General features: G+C 67.8%; 21 protein-coding genes. 8 read left to right on the top strand and 13 right to left on the bottom strand.

Annotated elements, in window-relative coordinates; genetic code table 11:
* Window positions 1-39 precede the first annotated feature (39 nt).
* Complete coding sequence (locus tag ACQY76_RS08205; protein WP_428032386.1) at window positions 40-1,194, bottom strand: ABC transporter substrate-binding protein; 1,155 nt, start codon at window positions 1,192-1,194, stop codon at window positions 40-42.
* Between the two features lie 250 nt (window positions 1,195-1,444).
* Between ACQY76_RS08205 and fabG the strand changes: the two genes are divergently transcribed.
* The gene (fabG, locus tag ACQY76_RS08210; protein ID WP_428032387.1) at window positions 1,445-2,224 is read left to right on the top strand and encodes a 3-oxoacyl-ACP reductase FabG; all 780 of its coding nucleotides are present in this window, start codon (window positions 1,445-1,447) and stop codon (window positions 2,222-2,224) included.
* A 19-nt stretch (window positions 2,225-2,243) separates the two neighbouring features.
* On the opposite strand, the gene ACQY76_RS08215 is transcribed toward fabG, so the two are convergent.
* Window positions 2,244-3,485 (bottom strand): porin, encoded by a 1,242-nt coding sequence (locus ACQY76_RS08215; RefSeq protein ID WP_428032388.1) that lies wholly within the window; start codon window positions 3,483-3,485, stop codon window positions 2,244-2,246.
* A 145-nt stretch (window positions 3,486-3,630) separates the two neighbouring features.
* On the opposite strand from ACQY76_RS08215, the gene ACQY76_RS08220 reads away from it, so the two are divergent.
* Window positions 3,631-5,670: an NAD(+) synthase gene (locus ACQY76_RS08220; RefSeq protein ID WP_428032389.1), complete on the top strand. Its 2,040-nt coding sequence runs from the start codon at window positions 3,631-3,633 to the stop codon at window positions 5,668-5,670.
* Window positions 5,671-5,709: 39 nt separating this feature from the next.
* On the opposite strand, the gene ACQY76_RS08225 is transcribed toward ACQY76_RS08220, so the two are convergent.
* The 4 genes from ACQY76_RS08225 to alr are packed head-to-tail and all read right to left on the bottom strand — an operon-like array spanning window position 5,710 to window position 9,675.
* Window positions 5,710-6,567 (bottom strand): PfkB family carbohydrate kinase, encoded by an 858-nt coding sequence (locus ACQY76_RS08225; protein WP_428032390.1) that lies wholly within the window; start codon window positions 6,565-6,567, stop codon window positions 5,710-5,712.
* A gap of 19 nt (window positions 6,568-6,586) precedes the next feature.
* Complete coding sequence (pncA, locus tag ACQY76_RS08230; protein WP_428032391.1) at window positions 6,587-7,240, bottom strand: bifunctional nicotinamidase/pyrazinamidase; 654 nt, start codon at window positions 7,238-7,240, stop codon at window positions 6,587-6,589.
* Window positions 7,241-7,270: 30 nt separating this feature from the next.
* Window positions 7,271-8,527: a D-amino acid dehydrogenase gene (locus ACQY76_RS08235; RefSeq protein ID WP_428032392.1), complete on the bottom strand. Its 1,257-nt coding sequence runs from the start codon at window positions 8,525-8,527 to the stop codon at window positions 7,271-7,273.
* Window positions 8,528-8,550: 23 nt separating this feature from the next.
* Window positions 8,551-9,675 (bottom strand): alanine racemase, encoded by a 1,125-nt coding sequence (gene alr, locus ACQY76_RS08240; RefSeq protein ID WP_428032393.1) that lies wholly within the window; start codon window positions 9,673-9,675, stop codon window positions 8,551-8,553.
* Between the two features lie 136 nt (window positions 9,676-9,811).
* Here alr and ACQY76_RS08245 point away from each other — a divergent pair, with 136 nt between their 5' ends.
* Window positions 9,812-10,273, top strand: coding sequence for an Lrp/AsnC family transcriptional regulator (locus ACQY76_RS08245; RefSeq protein WP_428032394.1), 462 nt, complete (start codon window positions 9,812-9,814; stop codon window positions 10,271-10,273).
* A gap of 6 nt (window positions 10,274-10,279) precedes the next feature.
* Here ACQY76_RS08245 and ACQY76_RS08250 read toward each other — a convergent pair whose 3' ends face one another.
* From ACQY76_RS08250 to ACQY76_RS08265, 4 genes are all read right to left on the bottom strand, one after another.
* Window positions 10,280-10,915: an HAD family hydrolase gene (locus tag ACQY76_RS08250; RefSeq protein WP_428032395.1), complete on the bottom strand. Its 636-nt coding sequence runs from the start codon at window positions 10,913-10,915 to the stop codon at window positions 10,280-10,282.
* Window positions 10,912-12,411: an FGGY-family carbohydrate kinase gene (locus ACQY76_RS08255; RefSeq protein WP_428032396.1), complete on the bottom strand. Its 1,500-nt coding sequence runs from the start codon at window positions 12,409-12,411 to the stop codon at window positions 10,912-10,914. The genes ACQY76_RS08250 and ACQY76_RS08255 overlap by 4 nt, the downstream gene beginning before the upstream one ends.
* Before the next feature lie 151 nt (window positions 12,412-12,562).
* Window positions 12,563-13,363: a BtpA/SgcQ family protein gene (locus ACQY76_RS08260; RefSeq protein WP_428032397.1), complete on the bottom strand. Its 801-nt coding sequence runs from the start codon at window positions 13,361-13,363 to the stop codon at window positions 12,563-12,565.
* A gap of 37 nt (window positions 13,364-13,400) precedes the next feature.
* The gene (locus tag ACQY76_RS08265) at window positions 13,401-14,261 is read right to left on the bottom strand and encodes a DeoR/GlpR family DNA-binding transcription regulator (RefSeq protein WP_428032398.1); all 861 of its coding nucleotides are present in this window, start codon (window positions 14,259-14,261) and stop codon (window positions 13,401-13,403) included.
* 159 nt (window positions 14,262-14,420) lie between these two features.
* Between ACQY76_RS08265 and ACQY76_RS08270 the strand changes: the two genes are divergently transcribed.
* The 5 genes from ACQY76_RS08270 to ACQY76_RS08290 all read left to right on the top strand — a co-directional run bounded on the left by ACQY76_RS08270 (window position 14,421) and on the right by ACQY76_RS08290 (window position 19,743).
* Window positions 14,421-15,218: an SDR family NAD(P)-dependent oxidoreductase gene (locus tag ACQY76_RS08270; RefSeq protein ID WP_428032399.1), complete on the top strand. Its 798-nt coding sequence runs from the start codon at window positions 14,421-14,423 to the stop codon at window positions 15,216-15,218.
* Window positions 15,219-15,390: 172 nt separating this feature from the next.
* A complete protein-coding gene (locus ACQY76_RS08275; RefSeq protein ID WP_428032400.1) occupies window positions 15,391-16,536 on the top strand; it encodes an ABC transporter ATP-binding protein in 1,146 nt (381 codons plus the stop codon).
* A gap of 13 nt (window positions 16,537-16,549) precedes the next feature.
* Window positions 16,550-17,347, top strand: coding sequence for a carbohydrate ABC transporter permease (locus ACQY76_RS08280; RefSeq protein WP_428032401.1), 798 nt, complete (start codon window positions 16,550-16,552; stop codon window positions 17,345-17,347).
* Window positions 17,348-17,425: 78 nt separating this feature from the next.
* Window positions 17,426-18,703 carry an extracellular solute-binding protein gene (locus ACQY76_RS08285; protein WP_428032402.1) on the top strand — a complete coding sequence of 426 codons (1,278 nt, stop codon included), beginning with the start codon at window positions 17,426-17,428 and terminating at the stop codon, window positions 18,701-18,703.
* A 158-nt stretch (window positions 18,704-18,861) separates the two neighbouring features.
* A complete protein-coding gene (locus ACQY76_RS08290) occupies window positions 18,862-19,743 on the top strand; it encodes a carbohydrate ABC transporter permease (RefSeq protein WP_428032403.1) in 882 nt (293 codons plus the stop codon).
* A 10-nt stretch (window positions 19,744-19,753) separates the two neighbouring features.
* Here the strand turns inward: ACQY76_RS08290 and glpK are convergent, their stop codons facing one another.
* The 3 genes from glpK to ACQY76_RS08305 form a co-directional block, all read right to left on the bottom strand.
* On the bottom strand, window positions 19,754-21,256 hold the full coding sequence (glpK, locus tag ACQY76_RS08295; protein WP_428032404.1) for a glycerol kinase GlpK: 1,503 nt from the start codon (window positions 21,254-21,256) through the stop codon (window positions 19,754-19,756).
* A gap of 195 nt (window positions 21,257-21,451) precedes the next feature.
* Window positions 21,452-23,212, bottom strand: coding sequence for an ABC transporter substrate-binding protein (locus tag ACQY76_RS08300; protein ID WP_428032405.1), 1,761 nt, complete (start codon window positions 23,210-23,212; stop codon window positions 21,452-21,454).
* A 57-nt stretch (window positions 23,213-23,269) separates the two neighbouring features.
* On the bottom strand, window positions 23,270-23,563 hold the full coding sequence (locus tag ACQY76_RS08305) for a DUF2160 domain-containing protein (RefSeq protein WP_428032406.1): 294 nt from the start codon (window positions 23,561-23,563) through the stop codon (window positions 23,270-23,272).

The raw sequence follows: 23,563 nt of genomic DNA on the forward strand, positions 1-23,563 counted from the left end.
GGCACTGCCGGGCCTCGAAGGAGGCAGGTCCTCGCCGCCTTATCCCCGCATGCGCTTGGCGGCGTTCATCAGGTCGAGCGCCTTGTCGTAATCCGGCACGATGTCGTATTCGGCCGAGCGGTCCATCTCTTCCTGCAGGCTGTCCCACTGGATGGCGTCGAGCTCGTCCTTGGTGAACAGGTCGAAGCAGGCCTTGTTGCCCATCTGCGCGACCGGGTTGAACGTACCCTCGGCGAAGGCCACCTTGTGCGCGACATCCGGCGCCTGCACATATTTCAGGAAGTCGAGCGCCAGCGGAGACAGGTTCGGGTTGTTCACCGTCGAGGTGATCTCGATCCAGGCGATGCCGCCCTTGCCGCCGGGCAGCGGGCCCCGCAAGGGCGTGATGCCGCGCAGGTTCGGGTGGCCGTCGGCGCGGGCTGGGGAGACCGAATAGGTGCCACCCGTCATATGCAGGTCGATCTCCCCGGAAATCAGCGCCTGGTTCATCGAGGCAATGTCGCCGATCAGCTTGGCGCCCTTGAAGACGCGCTTGGCGGTCTCCTCGAACTTCGCCATCTCGTCGGGGGTGTGGACCTTGAACGGGTCGATGCCGGCGATGATGAAGATGTTGAAGACGTTCCAGTCGTCGGATTCGAGAATGCCGTACTTGCCGGCGAGAGCCGGGTCGTTGAACAGGTCCCAGCCCGTGTCCTCGGCGGTCTTGCGGCTCACCTTGTCGGTGTTGACCACGTAGCTATAGGGCCCGAAGCGCTGGGCCATGCCGATCAGCTCGGAGCCGTCCTCGCTCATCGCCCATTTGTAGGGCGGCTTGAACATGGGCAGCATGGTCTCGAAGAACGGCTCGAACTCCGCCTTGGGCAGCGGCTTGATCAGCTTCTCGGGCAGCATCACCTTGCGCGCCCAGGGATTGTTGACGTTGATCAGGTCCCAGGTGTTGATTTCGCCGGCACGCAGCCGGTTGATCATGGTGGGGTCGTTGGTGAGGCTCTCGGCCTTCACCGTCGCGCCGGTCTGCGAGCGGAACGGGTCGAGCACCTGGGCGGAGTTGTAGCCCTCCCAGCACAGGATGTTCAGCTCCTTCTCGCGCGCCGCGAACGCCTTGTTGGCGTTGAACAGCGGACCGGCGGCGGCGAGCGCGCCAAGGCCCGCTCCCATGCCCTGCAAGACCGACCTTCTCGAAATGCCTGCCATCGCGAAGTCCCTCTGGGTTGTTGGGCGCCGTATGTCGGGCGGCCGCGCGTGCTTTCCACATCCGGCGGGCGGATGTGGAAATTATGTTGGACTGTGTGTGAACCTAAACATTCGAATTTGGCCTTTACAACACCAAATTTGCGGCTCAACCTGATGAAAAGACAGGCAGCCTGTTTTGACGGCATGTCGACCGCCTGCGGTAGGATATGCCGGAAGACAACTCCAGAAATCAGTCGGGAATAGCCGCACCATGTTCACGTCGCTTGAAGGAAAGACCGTCATCGTCACCGGCGCCAGCAAGGGCATCGGGCGCGGCCTCGCGCTGCGCTTCGGCCAGGCCGGGCTCAACGTGCTGGTGGTCAGCCGCTCGCTCGCCGAGGCCGAGAAGGTGGCCGCCGAGATCGGCGCGAACGCCTCCGCCTTCGCCGCCGACGTGACCAAAGCGGAGGACATGACGGCGATGGCGCTGGCGGCGCTGGAGCGCTACGGCGCCATCGACGTGCTCTGCGCCAATGCCGGCATCTTCCCCGCCGCCAAGCTCGGCGAGATGACGGGCGATGATTTCGACCATGTCATCGGCACCAATCTCAAGGGCACCTTCCTCACCGTCTCCGCCGTGCTGCCGGCGATGAAGGCGGCGAAGAAGGGCCGCATCATCATCACCTCCTCCATCACCGGGCCGATCACCGGCTTTCCCGGCTGGACCCATTACGGCGCATCGAAGGCCGGGCAGATGGGCTTCATGCGCACGGCGGCGATCGAACTGGCGCCGTGGAACATCACGGTGAATGCGGTGATGCCGGGCAACATCCTCACTGAGGGCATGGAGGGAATGGGCGAGGCCTATATCGCCTCCACTGCCGCCTGCGTGCCCATGAAGAAGCTCGGCAGCGTGTTCGACATCGCCAATGCCGCGCTGTTCTTCGCCAGCGAGGAGGCGGGGTATATTACCGGCCAAGGCATGGTGATCGACGGCGGGCAGGTGCTGCCGGAATCGCCGATGGCGCTGGACGAGATGGGCGCCGCCTGAAGCCGATATGCGCCGCCCTTCAGAAGGTCGCGGCGAACAGCAGCATCACCTCATGGGCCTCCCGCGACGCCAGCTTCAGCCCCTCCGCACTGGGGCGGAAGGCGTCGGCCGCATAGAGGTTGTAGTCATATTGCAAGGTCACGGCGAACGGGCCGACCGGCGCCCAGGTGAGGTTGGCGCCGGCGTTCAAGTTATCGATGCCGGTGGTGCCATAGGTGGCCTGCGCGAGGGGATCGGCAATGTCGATGCGGCCATAGCCGCCGAAGACGGCCGAGTTCCAGTGCGGGCTCCAATTGTGCAGCAGCTGCCCGACGGCGCTCCAGCCCCGCACCTTCGAGAGCGAGCCATCCGGATGCTGGAAAGCGTCCGGCGGAGAGAAATCCTGGCCGGGATCGAGCAGCCCGAGATAGGACGAGGCCCCATCGGCATAGGCCGCCTGGAGGTACAGCGTGTCGCCCGCCGCGAGGAAGGGCAGGTTGAACATCACCCCGGCCTGCAGCGCGTAGCCCCACTCGCCCGTCGCGGCCCCGATCCGCTCGCTCACCGGCGCCTGCGCGATCTGGTGCAGCGCCCCCGACAGCTTGAAATCGCCCCAGCTTCCGCTCTGACCGAGGGTGGCGACGATCTCCGGCCAGCCGGTCTCCCCGCGCTCACCCTCATCGTCGATGAGCCGGGGGCCCCCGGCCGCCGCCGGCAGGATGCCCCCGGCGCGCTGGGCAGCCCCTTCGAGCGAGAGCTGGGCGGCGAAACCGTCCGGCAGCTTCAGTGTGTAGCCGAGCATGGGAAGCTGGGTTTCGTCGCCAATGGTCATCGGGTCGGTCCCCAGGACATTGGCATTGGCGTAGAAGTCGAAGAAGGATCGCAGATAGCCGAAGGTGAAGCCGGCAAACTCGATGCGGATGTCATAGGGCTGGAACTGCGCCTCGTTCGCCGGCGCCGGGCCCCAGAGGTCGGCGGTGCGCCAGATGATGCGCAGATCGGTGTAGGTGCGCAGCGTCCCGTATTCGGTCTGGGTGCGCGCATCGGTCAGCAGGCCGAAGGTGGATACCCAGTAGCTGCGGGCATTGGCGGCGGGGTAGTCGGTGTAGCTGTTGGCATAGGTCTCGGCCCAGAGATAGCCGCCGATCCGCAGGCAGGTGTCGGAACCGGGGATATAGGCGAAGCCCGGCCCCTCCGCCTTGCACGCCTGGGCAAAGCGGCTGGAGGGCCGGGACGGGGGATCGGCCGCGTGGGCCTCTGGTGCAGCCGCCGCCAAGAGCATGACCAGTGCCGCCGCGCCGCGCCTGCTGCGTGCGGCAGGGCGCGGCAGAGGCTTAAGACGCCGATGCGACCTGTCTGCGGCTTTTGCTGGTTCGCGGCGCATGAGAGGTTAAATATCAGTCCGCCGCTGGATTGATGAGGGCGTAATGGCCGATTCGCATTGTCTGTACCGCCATGGCTTCCTCCGGGTCGGCACCGGCGTGCCGCGCGGGCGGGTGGCTGATCCGGCCTCCGCACTCGCGGAGCATCTGGCGCTGGCGCGCCAGGCCGATGCGCGGGGCGTCGGCGTGATGCTGTTTCCCGAGCTCGGCCTGTCGTCCTATGCCATTGACGACCTGTTGTTTCAGGACGCCCTCCTGGAGCGGGTGGAGGCCGCGATCGGCGACCTCGCTGCGGCCTCGCGCGACCTGTTTCCCGTTCTGGTCGTCGGCGCGCCCTTGCGGCGCGAGGGGCAGCTCTACAATACGGCGGTGGTGATACACCGAGGTGACATTCTCGGCGTGGTGCCCAAGAGCTATCCGCCGAACTACCGCGAATTCTATGAGCGCCGGCACTTCGCGCCCGGTCTTGGCACATCGGGTACGATCCCGGTCGCCGGCATCAGGGCGCCCTTCGGCACGGACCTGCTCTTCCGCAGCGACGGTGAGGTGCCCTTCACCTTCTATGTCGAGATCTGCGAGGATCTGTGGGTGCCGCTGCCGCCCTCGACCCGGGCGGCGCTGGCCGGGGCGGAAGTTCTGCTGAACCTCTCCGCCAGCAACATCACCATCGGCAAGGCACGCCAGCGACGGCTGCTCTGCGCCAGTCAGTCCACACGCTGTATCGCGGCCTATGCCTATTGCGCCGCCGGGCCGGGTGAATCGACCACCGATCTCGCCTGGGACGGGCAGGCGGCGATCTTCGAGAACGGCGCCTGCCTCGGCGAGAGCGAGCGCTTCCCCGATGGGCCGACGCTGCTCGCCGGCGATGTCGACCTCGAGCGCCTGCGGCAGGAGCGCATGCGCACCACCACATTCGGCGAGTGCGCGCGGGCGCAGGGGAGTGGGGATTTCCGCACCCTCGCCTTTGACCTCGGCACACCGCTCGCGCCCGCCCCGCTGGAGCGAATGATCGAGCGCTTCCCCTATGTGCCGGCGGACCCCGAGCGGCTCGCCGAGGATTGCTACGAGGCCTACAACATCCAGGTTCAGGGGCTGGCACAGCGCCTCGCCTCCTCCGGCGTCCGGCGGGCGGTGATCGGCGTCTCCGGCGGCCTTGATTCGACGCAGGCGCTTCTCGTGGCGGTCCGCGCCATGGAGCGGCTCGGCCGGCCGCGCACCGATGTGCTGGCCTACACGCTGCCTGGCTTCGCCACCTCCGACGCCACCCGCGCCAATGCGCAGGCGCTGATCGACACGCTGGGCGTCACCGGCGGCGAGATCGACATCCGCCCGGCCGCGCGGCAGATGCTGGCCGATCTCGGCCATCCTTTCGCGGGAGGCGAGCCGGTCTATGACGTGACCTTCGAGAATGTGCAGGCGGGGCTGCGCACCGATTACTTGTTCCGCCTCGCCAACCAGCAAGGCGGGCTGGTGGTCGGCACCGGCGACCTCTCCGAGCTGGGGCTGGGCTGGTGCACCTATGGCGTGGGCGACCACATGTCCCACTACAACGTCAACGCCTCGGTGCCGAAGACGCTGATCCAGCACCTCATCCGCTTCGTCGCCGCCTCGGGCGATGTCTCGGCCGCCACCGCGCGGGCGCTGGAGGCGGTGCTCGCCACCGAAATCTCGCCGGAGCTGGTGCCGGCGGAGGCGGGCGCCACCATCCAGTCGACCCAGCAGGTGGTCGGCCCCTATGCGCTGCAGGACTTCAACCTGTTCTACCTCACACGCTACGGTTTCCGCCCCTCGCGCATCGCCTATCTCGCCGAGCGCGCCTGGGGCGACGCGGCGCGTGGCGTCTGGCCGGCCAACACGCCTCTCGAGGACCGCCGGGCCTATTCGCGGGCTGAGATACGGCATTGGCTGAAGCTGTTCCTGAGGCGCTTCTTCGCCAACCAGTTCAAGCGCTCGGCGCTGCCCAACGGCCCGAAGATCACCGCCGGCGGCTCGTTGTCCCCGCGCGGCGACTGGCGGGCGCCCTCGGATGCCGGGGCGCAGCTCTGGCTCGACGAACTGGACGCTCATTTTCGGGACGAGGCGTGAGCGCGGCTGACGCCGCTCCGTCGTGGACGGGCCGCTGAGTCAGCTCTCCGCAACAAGGCGTGTCGACAGCGGCAGCGGTAGCGCGTGGCGCAAGCCCTCGCTGCCGGCCAGCAGGCGCGCGGCGATCTCGCTGCCGCGCCGTGCCGCCGCCTGCGCCGTCTCGCCGGCCAACCAGAAATCGATGAAGCCGGCAGCGAAGGCGTCGCCCGCGCCCGTCGTGTTGGCGGGCGTGCCGAGCGGCGGCACGGCGACCTGGGTGCGACCTGCGGCCTCGCTGATCTGCACCGGCCCCGGCCCGTTGGTCAGCACCAGTGCCGCGAGGCCGGGTCCGCCGATCTCCTGCGCGCTGTGGAAGGCGTCGGCGCCGGCGAACAGCGCGTGATCGGAGGCGGAGGCGATCAGCACTTGCGCCGGGCGCCTCTGCATCGCCTCAAGCGGTAACTGCGCCACCACTCGCGTGCGCGCGGCAAGCGCCTCCAGCACGCCGGGCGCGGCGCGGCGGACATTGACATAGGCTAGGTCCACATGGAGCGGCGGCAGGGCGGTGAGGCGCCGGGCCTCGGTGGTGGCGGGGGCGATGATGGTGCGCTCTCCGGTGGGGTCGACCAGAATGTCGAGCGGCTCGGTTGGCGCCTCGTTGGCGCTGAGATGGCCGAGGTCGAAGCCCATCGCCTTCAGCCGGGCGCGGCCGGCGCGGCCGGCGGCGTCGCTCGACAATGTCGCGACAAGGGTGACGCGGTGGCCCAGGGCGAGCAGCGCCGCGCCGGTGTTGAAGCCGCCGCCGCCCATGTGCAGCCTCGCGTCGCGCCGCGTCAGCCGGCCGCCGGCCCGCAAGGGCGCGTCGAGCGGCCAGATGCGGTCGACGTTCACGCTTCCGACGACGAGGATGTGAGCCATGGTTTCCGTGCGCCGGGCTTCAGGTACTGTGCGCGATCGTCGCGGAGGAAATGTAGGCGATGCCCAGCGCCTGAAACCGCGCCCGCGTCGCAGCGTCCGAACCGTCGACATCGATGCTGCGGCAGGCGTCATCGATCACGATCACCTCGAAGCCGGCGCGCCGCGCGTCCTCGGCGGAGTAGCGGACGCAGAAATCGAAGGCGAGGCCGGCGATGAAGAGGCGGCCGATGCCGCGCTCGCGGAGATAGCCGGCGAGGCCGGTCGCGGTGCGGCGGTCATTCTCGTAGAAGGCCGAGTAGGAATCGATGCTCGGGTGATAGCCCTTGCGCAGCACCAGCCCGGCATGGGGAATGTCGAGATCATCGCAGAACGCCGCGCCGCGCGTGCCCTGCACGCAATGGTCCGGCCATAGGATTTGCGAGCCATAGGCGACCTCGATCGTCTCGAACTCGTGTGTGCCCGGGTGCGAGCTGGCGAAGGACAGGTGGCCGGGCGGATGCCAGTCCTGCGTCAGCACAACATTGGCGAAGCGCCGTGCGAGATGGTTGACCACCGGTACCACCTCGTCGCCGCCCTGTACGGCAAGCCGCCCGCCAGGGCAGAAATCGTGCTGCAGGTCGACCACGAGCAGCAGGTCGCTGCTGCGGGGGCGAGGGTCGGTGGTCAGGCTCATGCCGGCGTGATCTCCGCGATACCGCGCAGACTAGCGGCCATAGCGTGACAGGGCGAGGTCGGCGCTTTCAATCTCCGGCGCGCGGCCGCTCATCAGGTCGGCGAGCACGCGGGCAGAGCCGCAGGACATGGTCCAGCCCAGCGTGCCGTGGCCGCCATTCAGGAACAGGTTTGCATAGCGCGTCGGGCCGATGACAGGGGTGCCGTCGGGCGTCATCGGCCGCAGCCCACTCCAGAAGGTCGCTCGACGCAGGTCGCCGCCGCCGCCGAAAAGCTCGCCCACCGAGTGCTCCAGCGTGGCGCGGCGGGACGGGGGAAGATCGAGGTTGAAGCCGGCGATTTCCGCCATGCCGCCGATGCGGATGCGGTCGCCCAGCCGGGTGATGGCGACCTTGTAGGTCTCGTCCATGACGGTGGAAACCGGCGCCCGCGCCTCGTCGACGATCGGCGCAGTGAGCGAGTAGCCCTTGACCGGGTAGACCGGCAGGCGCAGCCCGAGCGGCGCCAGCAGCGCCGGCGCGTAGCTGCCCAGCGCCACTACAAAGGCGTCGGCGGTGATGTCACCGTTCGCGGTCGCCACCGACGCGATCGTCCCGCCGCTGCGGGTGAGGCCCCTTATGTCGACGCCATAGCGGAACTGGACGCCGAGCCCCTCGCACAGCGCCGCCAGCGCGGCGGTGAATTTGAAGCAGTCGCCGGTCTCGTCCGTGGGCAGGCGCAGCCCGCCGACGAGGCGGTGCGCGGAGGGCGCGAGGCCCGGCTCGGCGGCGACGCAGCCGGCGCGGTCGAGCACCTCGAAAGGCACGCCGTCCTTCGCAAGCACCTCGATATCCTTGCCGATGCCGTCGAGCTGCTTCTGGGTGCGGAACACCTGCAGCGTGCCCTGCATGCGTTCGTCATAGGCGATGCCGGTGTCGGCGCGCAGCGCGACGAGAACGTCGCGGCTATATTCGGCGAGGCGCACCATCCGGCCCTTGTTCAGAGCGTAGCGGGCCTGAGTGCAGTTGGCGAGCATGGCCACCATCCAGCGCCAGGTGGCGAGATCCGCCATCGGCCGGATAACCAGTGGCGCCCGCTTCATGAACAGCCATTTCAGCGCCTTGAGCGGGATGCCGGGGGCTGCCCAGGGCGAGGCATAGCCGGGCGAGACCTCGCCGGCATTGGCGTAGCTGGTCTCCAGCGCCGGGCCGGGCTGGCGGTCCAGCACGGTTACTTCATGGCCGGCCTTGGCGAGGTAATAGGCCGAGGTGACGCCGATCACCCCGGCGCCGAGAACGACGATCTTCATAAGCGCATGTCCTGTCGTTCACGTCATCGAGCGAGGCGGTGGAAGCGCGTGCCGAGGCCGGTGAGGATTTCATAGGAAAGGGTGCCGGCGTCGCTGGCAAGGGCGTCGAGCGTCTGGTGGGGCCCGATGAACTCCACCAAGCTGCCGAGGCGCAGCGTGCCCGGCGGCAGCGCCGTGATGTCGACGGTGACGCTGTCCATGGAGACGCGGCCCACGATGGGCAGGCGCACCGGGCCGAGATAGGCAGCGCCCCGGTCGCTCAGGCTTCGGGGCAGTCCGTCGGCATAGCCGGCGGTAAGGGTGGCGAGGCGGCGCTCCGCCGTGGTGACATGGGCGCCGCCATAGCCGATGCGGGTGCCCGCCGGCACAAGGCGGGTCTGGATCACCCGCACCTCCAGCCCCACCACCGGCTGCATCGGGTTGGGCAGCGCCGGATTCGGCGCGCCGCCATAGAGCGCGATGCCCGGCCGCACCAGCGCGCCGTGATACTCCGCGTCGAGGAACAGGGCGCCGGAATTGGCGAAGCTCAGGGCCGCGCCGGGAAAGCACGGCACGAGGCGCCGCAGGGCGGCGAGCTGCTCGCCATTCTGCGCGCTCGACGGGTCGTCGGCGCTGGCGAGGTGGCTCATGATGTGGAGCATGTCGATGCCGGCCAGCCGCTCGGGCGCGGCGGCCAGCTCGGCTGCTTCATCGGGCGGCAGACCGAGGCGGGACATGCCGGTGTCGAACTGCAGCAGGGCCGGTAGCATGACGCCACGGGCGCGGGCGAGGCGCGACCAATTGTCAACCTGTTCAAGGCTGTTGAGCACCGGAACGATGCCAGCATCCGCGCAGAGCGCCTCCGCCCCCGGCTGCAGGCCGTTGAGCACGCAGAGCTGCACGTCCGCTGCAAGCACAGGCTGCAGATCGAGCGCCTCGCCCAGCTGCGCGACGAAGAAATGCCGGCAGCCGGCTGCATAAAGTGCGGGAGCGACGCGCGCGGCGCCGAGCCCGTAGGCATCGGCCTTGACCACGCCCGCCACCCGCGCCGCGCCGGCGCGTGCACACAGAAGCCGGTAATTGGCCGCGAGGGCGCCGAGATCGATGGTCAGGAGGCCCGGCGCGGCATCGACCCTCGCCCGCTGGCTCTGCGACATTTCGCCGAACATCGTCCGTCCTCGCGGCCTTGCCTATCCTGGCAAAATCATAATGCGGGCATCGCGCAAACGGCGGGCGATCCGTGCGCGAAACTTTCGAAAAATACCTTTTGATGCAATAATCGCTGACGATTTCGAAGGATCGATCATGAGCGCGCTCGACCCCACCGACCGCAACATATTGCGCCTGCTACGGCTCGACGCCCGCATGCCGACAGCGCGGATCGCCGAGGAGGTGGGACTGTCGGCCTCGTCCTGCCTGCGCCGCATCAAGCTGATGGAGCATGGCGGGGTCATCCGCGGCTACACGGCGCTGCTCGACCATTCCGCCCGCGAGGCGGCAATGGCGGTGATCATCAACATCACGCTGGAGCGCCAGACCGAGGATTATCTCAACCGCTTCGAGACGGCGGTGCGCCGACATCCCGAAATCCAGGAGTGCTATCTGATGACCGGCGGGTCGGATTATCTGCTGCGCGTCGAGGTGGAGAATGCGGCTGAGTTCGAGCGCATCCACACCGAGATTCTCTCCACCCTGCCGGGGGTGCTGCGCATCCACTCCAGCTTTTCGATCCGCAACGTGCTGGCCACCCGCCGGCGGGCGAAATAGCGCCGTTCACGAAAACAGCGCCAGCAGGCTTTCCAGCCGGTCGATCTCGAGGTCGACCTGGTCGAAGCCGCCACCACTCGGCGTGTAGCCGACGACATAGAGCCCGGCCGCGCGCGCGGAGAGCGCGCCGGAATGGCTGTCCTCCACCGCAACGACCTGTTCGGGCGGCAGGCAGAGCCGTTCGCAGGCCCGCCGATAGGGCTCCGGGTCCGGCTTACCCTTGACGACATCGTCGAGGCTGATCGAGAAGGCGAGGACATCGGCGATGCCCAGCGCGGCGATATTGGCGTCCACCACCGAGCGGCTGGAATTGGAAACGCAGGCCTGCACCACGCCGCGCGCGGCCAGCGCCGTTATGGTGGCGACGGCGCCGGGCAGGGCGATGAGGCTGTCGCGGTTGTCGACATAATGCGCGTTGATGCGCGACGCCCACTCCGCCTCGGCGGTGCCGGCCGGCATGCGGGGCAGCACCCGCTTCCAGACATCGCCCATATGGATGCCGCGAAAGGCCTGATCCGGCAGGTCGGAGAGGTCGGCACCGAACGTGCGGGACGCGGCAATAAGGGCGCGGTGGTGCAGCGGCTCGCTGTCGATCAGCGTGCCGTCAATGTCCCAGGCCACGGCCTTCAGGGCGGCGCTCACGGCGTCCTCGCGCTGAGGCGGGCGTAGAGATCGCGGTAGCGGGCATAGCCGGCGGCGTAGGTGGCGGCAGAGGCGGGGTTCGGCTGCAGAGCCTCGTCCTGCTCGACGAAGCGGGAAATGCCGCTCCACGTCGCCGCGCCGATGCCGACCGCCGCCGTCCACGCCGCGCCGAGCGAGGAGCCGGGGTGCCCCTTCAGCCGGTGCAGGGGTTGCTGCAGCACGTCGGCGACGATCTGCATCCACATCCGCGAGGTGGAGCCGCCATCGGAAACCAGCACGCGGCCGGCCTCGTGGCCCATGTCGCGCAGCACTTCGACATGGTGGGCGCAGGCATAGGCATAGCCTTCCAGCAACGCCCGCCAGACATGGCCGATATCGTGCGAGAGGGTGAGCCCGTCGACCACCCCGCGCGCCGCCGGGTCGTGGATCGGCGTCTTCTCGCCGAGGAAATAGGGCAGCACGGTCAACCCGTCGGCACCCGCCGGGCGGTCGGCGGCGAGAATGTCGAGGTGCTGGTGCAGGCTGAGCCCGGCGCGCTCCGCAGCCGCCGCCTCGCCGCCGGCGAAATTGCGCACGAACCAGTTGAGGCCGGAGCCGCCGGTGGCCATGCACCCATTGGGCATATAGAGGCCGGGGATGAGGTGGTAGTCCAGATAGAGCCGCGGATCCGGCTTCACCTGGTCGGTGGCCACCAGCACGTCGATGGCGCCGCCGAATTTCAACAGGATGTCGCCGCGCTGCGTGACGCCGGCACCGAGTGCCGAGGCGATCATGTCGGCGGCCCCGCCAATGACGGGGGTGCCGGCGGCAAGGCCGGTCTGCGCGGCGCCCTCCGGCGACACGCGGCCCATCACCTCATGCGAGGCGGTCTTGCGCGGCACCGCCTCGCGCGGGATGCGCGCCCAGGCGACAAGATCGTCGTCAATGGCGTGACGGGAGACGTCGACGAAGCCGGCTTCCAGCGCCCAGTTCTGCTCCACCGCACGCTCGCCGGTGAGGCGCCAGTTCACATAATCATAGGAGCCGAACACGGTGGCGATGCGGGCGAACACCTCCGGCTCGTGGCGGGCGATCCAGCGCAGCTTGGCGGTTACGAGCTGCTGGTTGATGCCGTTGCCGGCCTTGGCGATGAAGGCGGCCTCCTCGCGCTCGGCCCGCAGTTCCGCGACTTCCGCCCCGCAGCGCCCGTCGCTCTGCTGGATGGAGGGGCGCAGCAACTGGCCCGCGTCGTCAAGCAGCACGACGGCCGGCAGCATGCCGGTGACGCCGATGGCGGCGATCTCGCCCGGATCGATGCCGGCCCGGTCGATCAGTTCGTGGGTGAGAGCACACACATTCTCCCACCACTCACCCGGATCCTCCTCCGCCCAGCCGGCATGCTTCGAGGTCAGCGTGACCGGCCGCGAGGCGACGCCCAGAATCTCCCCCGGCAGCCGCAGCAGCAGGCCGATGGTGGAGGTGGTGCCGATATCGAGGCCGAGAACGCAGCTCTTCATGGGGAGCCTCTTGGGTCGGTGGGCCAGTGCAGCCGAGAAACACGTGATCCCGGACGGCGGCAAGGCCACCGCGCCGGGATCGTGTACTGAGCGTCACGCGGGCCGCGCTCCCGACGCCGACCGGCGGCCGGTCCGGGAGGACGGCGCGCGATCAGCGGATGGAGTTGACCACATCCATGAAGCGCGACACGCGCGCCGCCTCGACCGCGTTCCAGGTGTTGCCGTCGACCTTGAAATGGGTGCCGATGACGACGCCGGAGGCGACCGAGAAGATGTCGCGGATGTTGTCGATGTTGACGCCGGTATTGGCGAAGATCGGCACGTCCGTCACCGTCTCGGCAACCTTCTTCAGGTGCGACTGGTCCGCCGGCTGGCCGGTGATCGGGCCGGAGACGAGAATGGCGTCGGCGATGGAAGAGAACACCGCGCTCTTGGCCCGCAGCTCGATCGGCCGCTGGTCGAGCGAATGGGCGAACTCGGCATTGATGTTGAAGAGCATCTTCATGTCGTCGCGTTTCAGGTCGTGGCGCAGCCGCGCCGCCTCGGCGCAGTTCGGCTCCCACAGGCCCATGTCGGAGGCGAACAGGCCGGTGAAGATTTCGCGCACGAAAGAGGCCCCGCTGACGGCGCCGATGGCGACGGTGGCGACGGGGTCCCAGAGATAGTTCACGCCGAACGGCACCTTCAGGCTCGGCTTCACCGCCTGCACGATGGCCGACATGGCGGCGATGGAGGCGGGCGAGCCCTTGAAGACATAGGGGCGGTCATTCTCATTGCCGAACATGATGGCGTCGACGCCGCCGGCCTGCAGCTTCTCGACATCGGCGAGCACGCCCTCGATTAGCTTGTCGAGGCCGCCATCGGCATCATAGAGCGGCGCGCCCGGCAGGGCACCGATATGGGCCATGGCGATGACGACCTTCTTCTTGTCGCCGAAACACTCGAAAACCATTCCAACTACTCCTTAGAGGGACGCGGCGCGGGGCGCCTCAATGTCCGGCGGCGGGCGGCGCGATGCGCACTTCGACACGCGCCGCGGCGAGCGCGGCGGCAATGCGCGAGGGCGGCTCGGCGTCGGTGACGAGCAAATTGATGTCGGCCAGCGTGCCGACCTGGACGAGCGACATGCGCTGGAACTTGGCGCTGTCGCACAGCAGGATCTTGAAACCCGACCGGCGCAGATAGACGCGCTTCATATCGGTGTCCTCGAAGGAATAATCGAAGAAGCCTTCCGCCGTGATGCCTGACGTGCCGAGCACCGCCACGTCGAACCACAGCTTCTCGAACTGGGCGATGGCGGTGGGGCCCCAGACGGACATCTCTTCGGGACGCACGCGCCCGCCGGCCACATAGACCTCCGGCGCGCCGCCATCGAGATGGGTGGAGACGCGCAGGCTGTTGGTGAAGATCTTGAGATGGCTGGCCTCGCGCAGATGCCCGGCCATCAGATAGGTGGTGGTGCCGACATCGATGGCGGCAGTGCGGTGGCTGGCAATGATGCCGGCGGCGCAGGCGGCGATGGCCGCCTTGGCCTCGCTGCCCCGGCGCAGGCGGGCGTCGAAGCGCGGCTCCTCGCTGTCCATGGCAACGCTGGTCGGCGCCTCGGCGAGCATCGCCCCGCCATGCACGCGCACCAGCCGGCCTTCGCGCTCCAGCTCCAGAAGATCGCGGCGGATGGTCATGTCGGAGACGCCGAGTTCGGCGGCGATGGCGGCGACGCCGATCGACCCGGACAGAGCCAGCTGGTCGAGAATGCGGGCGTGGCGCTCATGCGAGAGCAGGCGTTGGCGGTCCTCGCCGGCGGGCGGCTCGGCCACGGGGTTCTCACGGAAAGACACGTCTTGGGCCATCGCTCCACCCTGCCTGATCGCGGTTCCGTCACAAGGACGGATTCGCAGCCGGTCGGTCCCTCCTGTCTAGCGGATCAAACGAACAAGATCAAACACAAGATTGCTCTTGATGTGTGATGATGTTCGGATATCCTCATGGGCGAACATGAGGAGACCTGCATGATTCCGACGACCGCGCCCATTCCCGTCTATCCCGAGCTGCAGGGCCGCTTCGCCTTCGTCACCGGGGCGGCGGCCGGTATCGGGCGGGCGATCGCGGCGGCGCTGCTGCGGCAGGGCGTGCATGTGGCGCTGGGCGACATCAACCTCGCGGCGGCGCAGGCGACGGCGGCGGAGCTCGGTGGCGGCGTGGCGGTGGAGATCGACGTACGCGTGCGGGGCTCGGTGGAAGCCGCCTTCGCGCAGGTTCTGGAGCAACTCGGCGGCTGCGACCTGCTGGTCGCCAATGCCGGCGTCTCCACCATGCGCGCGGCGCTGGAGCTGACCGACGAGGAGTGGGACTTCAACTTCGACGTCAACACGCGCGGCGTGTTCCTCACCAACCAGATCGCCGCCCGGCACTTCGTGGCGCAGGGCCGGGGCTGCATCGTCAACACCGCCTCGCTTGCCGCCAAGGTTGGTGCGCCGCTGCTGGCGCATTACTCGGCTTCGAAATTCGCCGTGCTCGGCTGGACGCAGGCGCTGGCCCGCGAACTCGCCGCTCACGGCATCCGCGTCAACGCCGTCTGTCCCGGTTTCGTGGCGACCAGCATGCAGTCGCGCGAGGTCGCCTGGGAGGCGTCGCTGCGCGGCGTGACCCCCGAGCGGGTGATCGAGGACTACATTTCCCAGACCCCGCTCGGCCGGCTGGAAGTGCCGGAGGACGTGGCGGATGTCGTCGTCTTCCTGGCCTCCGAGCAGGCGCGCTTCATGACTGGGCAGGGGGTCAATGTCACCGGCGGTGTCTACACGACGTGAGCCGGGGCTGTGCGAACGGTCCCGGGCCGTCGGAGACGGCGTTGGAATTAAGGCTTGCGATGTTTGATTTTGTGCGCCTACACTCGTTGCACCTTCGGTGCGCCGGGTTGGACTGTGTCCTCCCAGGCGTCCCGCGCGCCCGTGTCCTTCCGTCCCGGGCAGAGGATCGCTGATGTCGTCGATCGAGCTCGATCATGTCTCCAAGCTCTACGCCAACGGCGCCTATGGCGTGCGTGACGTCGACCTGTCGATCGGAGAGGGCGAGTTCGTGATCTTCCTCGGCCCCTCGGGCTGCGGCAAGTCGACGACGCTGCGCATGATTGCCGGGCTGGAGGGCATCACCTCGGGCGATCTGCGCATTGGCGGGCGCAGCGTGAACAATGTCGCCCCGCGCGACCGCAACATCGCGGTGGTGTTCCAGTCCTACGCGCTCTACCCGCATATGAGCGTGCGCGACAATATGGGCTTCGGCCTGAAGATGCGCGGCGTCGCCCGCTCCGTCATCGACGAGAAGATCCGCGAGGCGGCCGGCCTGCTCGGCCTTACCCCCTATCTCGACCGCAAGCCGGCGGCGCTCTCGGGCGGCCAGCGCCAGCGCGTGGCGCTGGGGCGCGCCATCGTGCGTGATCCCGTCGCCTTCCTGCTCGACGAGCCGCTGTCCAATCTCGACGCGCAGCTTCGCGCGGAGATGCGGCTGGAACTCGTCAAGCTGCACCGCCGGCTGGGCCGCACCATCGTCCATGTCACCCATGACCAGGTCGAGGCGATGACCATGGGCGACCGGATCTGCATCATGCGCGAGGGCCGCATGATACAGGTCGGTAAGCCGCTCGATGTCTATGCCGACCCGGTCGACACCTTCGTCGCGCGCTTCCTCGCCACCCCGCCGATGAACCTCGTCCCCGCCCGCCTTTCCGGGCAGGGCGACGGGCTGGTAGTGAGCGGCGAGGGCTTCAGCCTTGACGTGCCGCAGATGCACCGCGCCGCCTATGCGGGCCTCGCCGGGCGCGAGGTGATCTTCGGCCTGCGCCCGGAGGACCTGCACGAGGCGCCGCAGCCGGGCTTCGCGCGCATCGAGGTCACGGTGGTGGCGATGGAATCGCTGGGCGTCGAGAACATTCTGGTCGGCCAGCTCGGAAACGGCGTGGGCACGGAAACGTCAAAGCCGCAGGAAATCTCCGCCCGCCTGTCGCGCCACTTCACCGCGCCGGTGGGCGCCCGCGTGCCGCTCTATCTCGACCCGCGCCCCATGCACCTGTTCGATCCGGAGACGACGCGGGCCTTCCCCCGCCCCAGCCTCCGCCTCGTGAGCAACTGAGGGGAGGGGGCACATGCGGCGCATCGGACTTCATCTGGGCCTTCTCTTCGCCTGCGCCGTCATCCTCGTGCCCCTGCTCTGGGTCATTCGCACCAGCCTGCTGCCCGAGCACCTGTCCTATTCCCCGGAGCTGATGCCGGCGGTGACGCTCGACAATTACGTCGCTCTGTTTACCTCCACCCGCTACGGCCAGTCCTATCTCAACAGCCTGATCGTCGCGGTCGGCTCCGTCGTGGTGTCGCTGCCCTTCGCGGCGATGACCGGCTATGCCTTTGCCCGCTTCAAGACCAGCGGGCGCGCCGGGCGCTTCGCCGTGCTGGCGACCCAGATGCTGCCGCCGGTGGCGATCGTGCTGCCGGCCTTCGCGCTTCTGCGCACGGTCGGCCTCACCAATTCGCTCACCGGCCTCATCATCGTCTATGCGGCGGTGAACCTGCCGTTCCTGATCTGGATCCTGATGGGGTTCTTCGAGGGTATTCCGGTCGATCTCGAATGGGCGGCGCAGACGGACGGCGCCACGGCCTGGGGCGCGTTCTGGCGCATCGTGCTGCCGGTCTCGCTGCCCGGCATCGCGGCGGCCGGCGTGCTCGGCTTCATCCTCACCTGGAACGAGTTCCTGTTCGCGCTGGTGCTGAGCGGTCCACAGACCGCGACCGTGCCGGTGGCGCTGGCCTCGCTACAGACCTCGAACGGCGTGCAGATCGCCAAGGTCTCCGCCGGCGTCGTGCTGGCGGTGCTGCCGCTGGTGATCGCCTCGCGCTTCATCCAGCGCTTCATCGTCCAGGGGCTGACCTTCGGCAGCGTGAAGTGACAGCTCTTTCCGCCGCGTCCGTTCGGGCGTGCGCCAACAAGGCGGGCAAAGCCCGTTCCAGAGGAACAGGAGAACGAGATGCAGTTTAAGTGTAGCCTCAAGGCGGCGCTGCTCGGCGCCACACTGCTTGCGGCGGCCGGCCCCGCCCATGCCCAGAACGTCACCCTGCGCGCCCTGATGGAAGACGTGCCGGAGACGCAGATCATCGAGAAGCTGCTGCCGGAATTCGAGAAGGAAACCGGCATCAAGGTCGAGTTCGAGAAGATCGGCTATGGCGACATGCACGACAAGCTGGTGGCGCAGCTGGTCTCGCCGGAGAGCTATTACAACCTGCTGGAAGTCGACTTCCTGTGGGCGGGCGAATTCCCCGCCGCCGGCTGGCTGGAAGACCTCAACCCCTACATCGCCAAGACCGGTTTCGACCTGAAGCCGTTCATCCCGTCCATGCTGGAACTGCTCGGCCAGACCAAGGACGCGACGCCGATCCTGCCCATGTACAATTACTCCATGGGCCTGATCTACCGCACCGACCTGGTGAACGACCCCAAGATCAAGGCGGATTACAAGGCAAAGACCGGCAAGGATCTCGCCCTGCCGACCTCGCTGGCCGAGTATGTCGCGCTCGCAGCCTTCTTCAAGGCGAACACCTCCGTCGTCGGCGCCGCCATGCAGGGCCAGCGCGGCGACCCGAACGCGATGGAATTCTCCAACTACCTGTTCTCCGCCGGCGGCGCCTATCTCGATGCCGACCGCAAGGTGGTGCTGAACAGCCCGCAGGGTCTCACCGCGCTGAAGGCCTATGCCGAGAACGTGCAGAAGGGCGCGCAGCAGGGCGCCCTCTCCGCCACGCTCGACGACACGATGCGGCTGATGTGCGCCGGCGAGGCGTTCAGCATGGTCACCTATTGGTGGATGCTGCCGCAGCTCGACAATGCCGAGAAGTGCCCGAAGGTCGCCGGCAAGCTGGCGCTTTCCGTCATGCCCGGCGGCCATGGCGAGAGCGGCGGCTGGGGCTGGGGCATCCCGAAGAACACCTCGGATGACTCCAAGGCCGCCGCCTGGAAGTTCATCGAATGGGTGCAGGGCAAGAAGATCTCGGTTGCCCGCGCCATGGAAGGCCACGCGCCGGTGCGCTCGGACGTGTTCGAGGACGCGGCGGTGCTGAAGAAGTACCCCTTCTATAAGACCGGCCTCGATGTCGTCGCCTCCGGCAAGTCGTTCCCGATCTTCGCCTATTCGGCGCAGTACGAGGACGTGCTGGGCGCCCAGCTCTCGCTCGCCGCCGGCGGGCAGGCCAAGCCGGAGGACGCGTTGAAGGCGGCGGCCGACGGCCTGACCCAGCTTCTCGCCAAGTAACGTCGCCAAGTAACCGCGCTATCTAACCCCATCGGCCGGGCTCGCTCCGTGAGCCCCGGAGAGAGCCCGGCCATACGGCGCGCCAGCCTTCCCCCTCGTCGGCTGGCGCGCCGGTCCCTTTCTACCCGAAAATGCTCGGAACAGGACGGACGACGCGCATGCGCTTTGCGGCACTGGCGGATCGGGACTGGCGCACCGGCTGGGCCTTCGCGGCACCGGGGCTCATCACCCTCGCCATCGTCATGGGCCTGCCGCTGGTCTATGCGGCGCTGATCTCGGTCTCGTCGCTGACCCTGCTGAAGCCGATGCTGCAGCCCTTCGTCGGGGTGAAGAACTTTGCCGCCGTGATGAGCGACCCGCTGTTCTGGGACGCGCTGTGGCTGACCATCAAATATTCCGTCGTCACGGTGGCCGGCGAGTTCGTGCTGGGGCTTGGCGTCGCGCTGATGCTGAACCGTGTGGTGACGATGAAGCCGGTCTATTTCGCCATTCTCACCATTCCCATGGCGATGTCGCCGGTGAGCGTGGCGCTGATCTGGCGCATGCTGCTGCAGCCCAATCTCGGCATCGCCAACCAGCTGCTGGAGAGCCTCGGCCTGCCGCGCGTCGACTGGCTCGGCGATGCCGATTTCGCGCTGTGGACCATGGCGGCGATCGACATCTGGCAGCAGACCTCCTTCGTCATACTGATCCTCGCCGCCGGCCTCGCCTCGCTACCGCGCGACCCCTATGAGGCGGCGGAGGTGGACGGGGCCTCGCCGCTCCAGCAATTCTGGTACATCACCCTGCCGATGCTGCGCCCGGTGGCGGCGATCGCGGTGATCATCCAGCTGATCAACGAATTCCGCACCTACGACCTGCCCTATATCCTCACCAAGGGCGGGCCGGGCAATTCCACCGAGGTGCTGAGCTTCTTCGCCTATCGCCGAGCCTTTCTCGGCCTGCACCTAAATGAGGGCGCCGCCGCCGCCTTCGTGCTGCTGCTGATCGTGCTCGGCCTCACCGTGCTGTTCTTCGCCACGCTCGAACGCCGGCGCTGAACGCGCCGGGTCAGGGCATCGTCAGCCGGCGCACCGCGTCGCGCCAGCCGGCGAGCTTGGTCTCGCGCGTTTCCGCCGCCATGGTGGGATCGAAGCGGTGGTCGAGCCGCCAGGAATCGGCGAAGCGCCCCGGCGCCGGCATGATGCCGGCCTGGTAGCCGGCCAGATAGGCCGCGCCCAGCGCCGTCGTCTCGCGGATCACCGGCCGGTCGACCGGGGCGGCGAGCAGGTCGGAGAGGCGCTGCATGGCGAAGTTCGAGGCCACCATGCCGCCATCGACGCGCAGCACCGGCTTTCGGTGGCCCGCGGCGCCCGAGCGCGCCCAGTCGGCATTCATCGCCTCGATCAGGTCGGCGGTCTGATAGCAGACGCTCTCCAGCGCGGCGAGCGCGAACTCCGCCGGGCCAGAATTGCGGGTGAGGCCGAACATGGCGCCGCGCACATCCGGGTTCCAGTGCGGCGCGCCGAGCCCGACAAAGGCGGGAACGAGGTAGACCTGCTGGGCCGGATCGGCCGCTTCGGCCAGCGCCTCGCTCTCGGCCGAGTTCCGGATGATGCCGAGCCCGTCGCGCAGCCACTGCACCGCCGCCCCGGCGACGAAGATCGAGCCCTCCAGCGCATAGGTGCGCTTGCCCCCGAGCTGGTAGGCGATGGTGGTGAGCAGCCGGTTCTGCGAGGCGACTGCGGTCGGCCCGGTGTTGAGCAACGCGAAGCAGCCGGTGCCGTAGGTCGACTTGATCATGCCGGGCTGGAAGCAGGCCTGCCCGACGGTGGCCGCCTGCTGGTCGCCGGCGATGCCGCCAATGGCGATGGCGCCGCCGAACATTTCGGGGAGCGTGGTGCCGAAAGCGGCAGCGCAATCGCGCACTTCCGGCAGCATGGAGCGCGGCACCCGCAGGAGAGCGAGCAGGTCGTCGTCCCAGGCGCCGGTGTGGATGTTGAACAGCAGCGTGCGGGCGGCATTGGTGGCATCGGTGGCGTGCACCGCGCCGCCGGTGAGCTTCCACAGCAGCCAGCTGTCCACCGTGCCGAAGGCGAGCTCGCCGCGCTCGGCGCGGGCGCGCGCGCCCGGGACGTGGTCGAGGATCCAGCCGATCTTGGTGCCGGAAAAATACGGGTCGAGGATTAGTCCCGTGCGCTCGCTGACTAGCGGCTCATGCCCTTCCGCGCGCAGCCGGGCGCAAAGATCGGCGGTACGCCGGTCCTGCCAGACAATGGCGCGGTGGATGGCCGCGCCGGTCTTGCGGTCCCACACCACGGTGGTCTCGCGCTGGTTGGTGATGCCGATGGCGGCGATGTCGGCGGCCCGCAACCCGGCCTGTTCCATGACCGCGCGGCAGGTGGCGAGCGTCGTCCGCCAGAGGTCCTCGGCTTCATGCTCCACCCAGCCGGAGGCCGGAAAGTGCTGCGGGAACTCCTGTTGCGCCTGCGCCGCGATCGAGGTGTCGGGCCGGAACAGGATGGCGCGCGAGGAGGTGGTGCCCTGGTCGATGGCGAGAAGATGGGTCGTCACGTGGCGCTCCGCGAAAAGGCGTCATCCCGGAAAGGTTGGGCCCGTCCGGGATGAGTGTCCGTGTCGAGCGAGGGATGCCGACGGGGTGGCGGCATGACGGATGAAGATCGTCCCGGACGGCCGTCGTCCGGGACGATTTGCCGGGGCGGAGCCGACTATGTGGCTCCTTGCCCCGGCATCAGGGTCAGGCGTCGCTCAGTTTTTGGTGGGCGGGGTTGCGGGCCAAGACTTGATGAGGGTGTCGTAGTCGATTGTCTCGCCCTTTGGCTTTTCGTTGGCGAGCTTGGGCTGGGGGGCGAGGGTGCCGTTTTTCTTGGCCTGCTCGACCCAATAGGCCATGCTTTCCTTCTTGTTGAGCTTGGGGCCGCACTCGCCCTGCACGCCGGACTTTTCGAGGCGCTCCATCACCGAATCCTGCGCCGCGGCGAGTGAGTCCATCGCCGCCTGCGGGGTCTTGGCGCCGGAGGAGGCGTCGCCGATGTTCTGCCACCAGAGCTGCGCCAGCTTGGGGTAGTCCGGCACGTTCGAGCCGGTCGGCGACCATTGCACGCGGGCCGGCGAGCGGTAGAACTCGATCAGGCCGCCGAGCTTGGGCGCGCGCTCGGTCATGTGCTGCGACCAGATATCGCTCTCGCGGATGAAGGTCAGGCCGACATCGCTCTTCTTCAGCGACACGGTCTTGGAGGTGACGAACTGGGCGTAGAGCCAGGCCGCCTTGCGACGCTCCACCGGGGTGGACTTCAGCAGGGTCCAGGAACCGACATCCTGGTAGCCGAGCTTCATGCCGTCCTTCCAGTAGGCGCCCTTGGGCGAGGGGGCCATGCGCCATTTCGGCGTGCCGTCGGCGTTCATCACCGGCAGGCCGGGCTTCACCATGTCGGCGGTGAAGGCGGTGTACCAGAACATCTGCTGGGCGATGGCGCCCTGGGCGGGCACCGGGCCGGCCTCGGAGAAGGTCATGCCGGCGGCCTGGGACGGCGTGTATTTCTTCAGCCACTCGATGTATTTGACGATGGAATAGACCGCCGCCGGGCCGTTGGTGTCGCCGCCGCGCTCGACCGACGAGCCGACCGGGCGGCAGCCTTCCATGCGGATGCCCCATTCGTCGACCGGCAGGCCGTTGGGCAGGCCCTTGTCGCCATTGCCGGCCATGGAGAGCCAGGCATCGGTGAAGCGCCAGCCGAGCGAGGGGTCCTTCTTGCCGTAGTCCATGTTGCCATAGACCTTCACGCCGTCGACCTCCTTCACGTCGTTGGTGAAGAACTCGGCAATGTCCTCATAGGCCGACCAATTGACCGGCACGCCGAGATCGTAGCCATACTTGGCCTTGAACCTGGCCTTGTAGTCGGGGTTGGTGAACCAGTCATAGCGGAACCAGTAGAGGTTGGCGAACTGCTGGTCGGGGAGCTGGTAGAGCTTCTTGTCGGGCGCGGTCGTGAAGGAGAGCCCGATGAAATCCTGCAGGTCGAGCGTCGGGGAGGTGACGTCCTTGCCCTCGCCGGCCATCCAGTCGGTCAGCGGCACCGCCTGCTTGTAGCGGAAATGCGTGCCGATCAGGTCGGAATCGTTCACCCACGCATCATAGATGTTACGGCCCGACTGCATCTGGGTCTGGATCTTCTCGACCACGTCGCCTTCCTGGATCAGATCATGGGTGAGCTTGATCCCGGTGATCTCGGAGAAGGCCTTGGCGAGCGTCTTGGATTCATATTCATGCGTGGTCAGGGTCTCGGAGACGACGTTGATCTCCATCCCCTTGAACGGTTCAGCCGCCTTGATGAACCATTCCAGCTCCTTGAGCTGCTCTTCCTTCGTCAGCGTCGACGGCTCAAACTCGCCGCTGTCGATCCACTTCTTCGCGGCAGCCTCGTCGGCCCTTACCGGGGCGGCGAAGGCGATCAGCGCCAGGGCGCTGGCGGCCAGCAGAAGCCGGCCACGGCTCTTTGACGGCAACATGGGTCTTTCCTCCCGTTTCTTCCCAGAATTCCGCGGCTTGATGCCGCTTAGGCGAATTCACACGAGGCGGAAAACCGCCAGCGCGTAGACAAGGCAGAGCGCGAGCGCCCAGCCGAGATTGGGTCCCGCCAGGGCGAGCCAGGCGAGATTGATGAAGGCGCTGCCGAGCAGCGTGATGAACAGCCGGTCGCCGCGCGTGGTCGGGATGCCGAGCACGCCGACGCGGGCCCGCTCGGGCCGCCACAGGGCCAGCACGGTGAAGAGCGCGAGCAGGCCGACGATGACGGCGAAGAACGCCGCCGTCGGCCAGGTCCACGCCATCCAGGCGGTGTTCTCGGCAAAGTTTTCCAT

The sequence above is a fragment of the Ancylobacter sp. genome, from assembly GCF_965279025.1.
GTDB lineage: Bacteria > Pseudomonadota > Alphaproteobacteria > Rhizobiales > Xanthobacteraceae > Ancylobacter.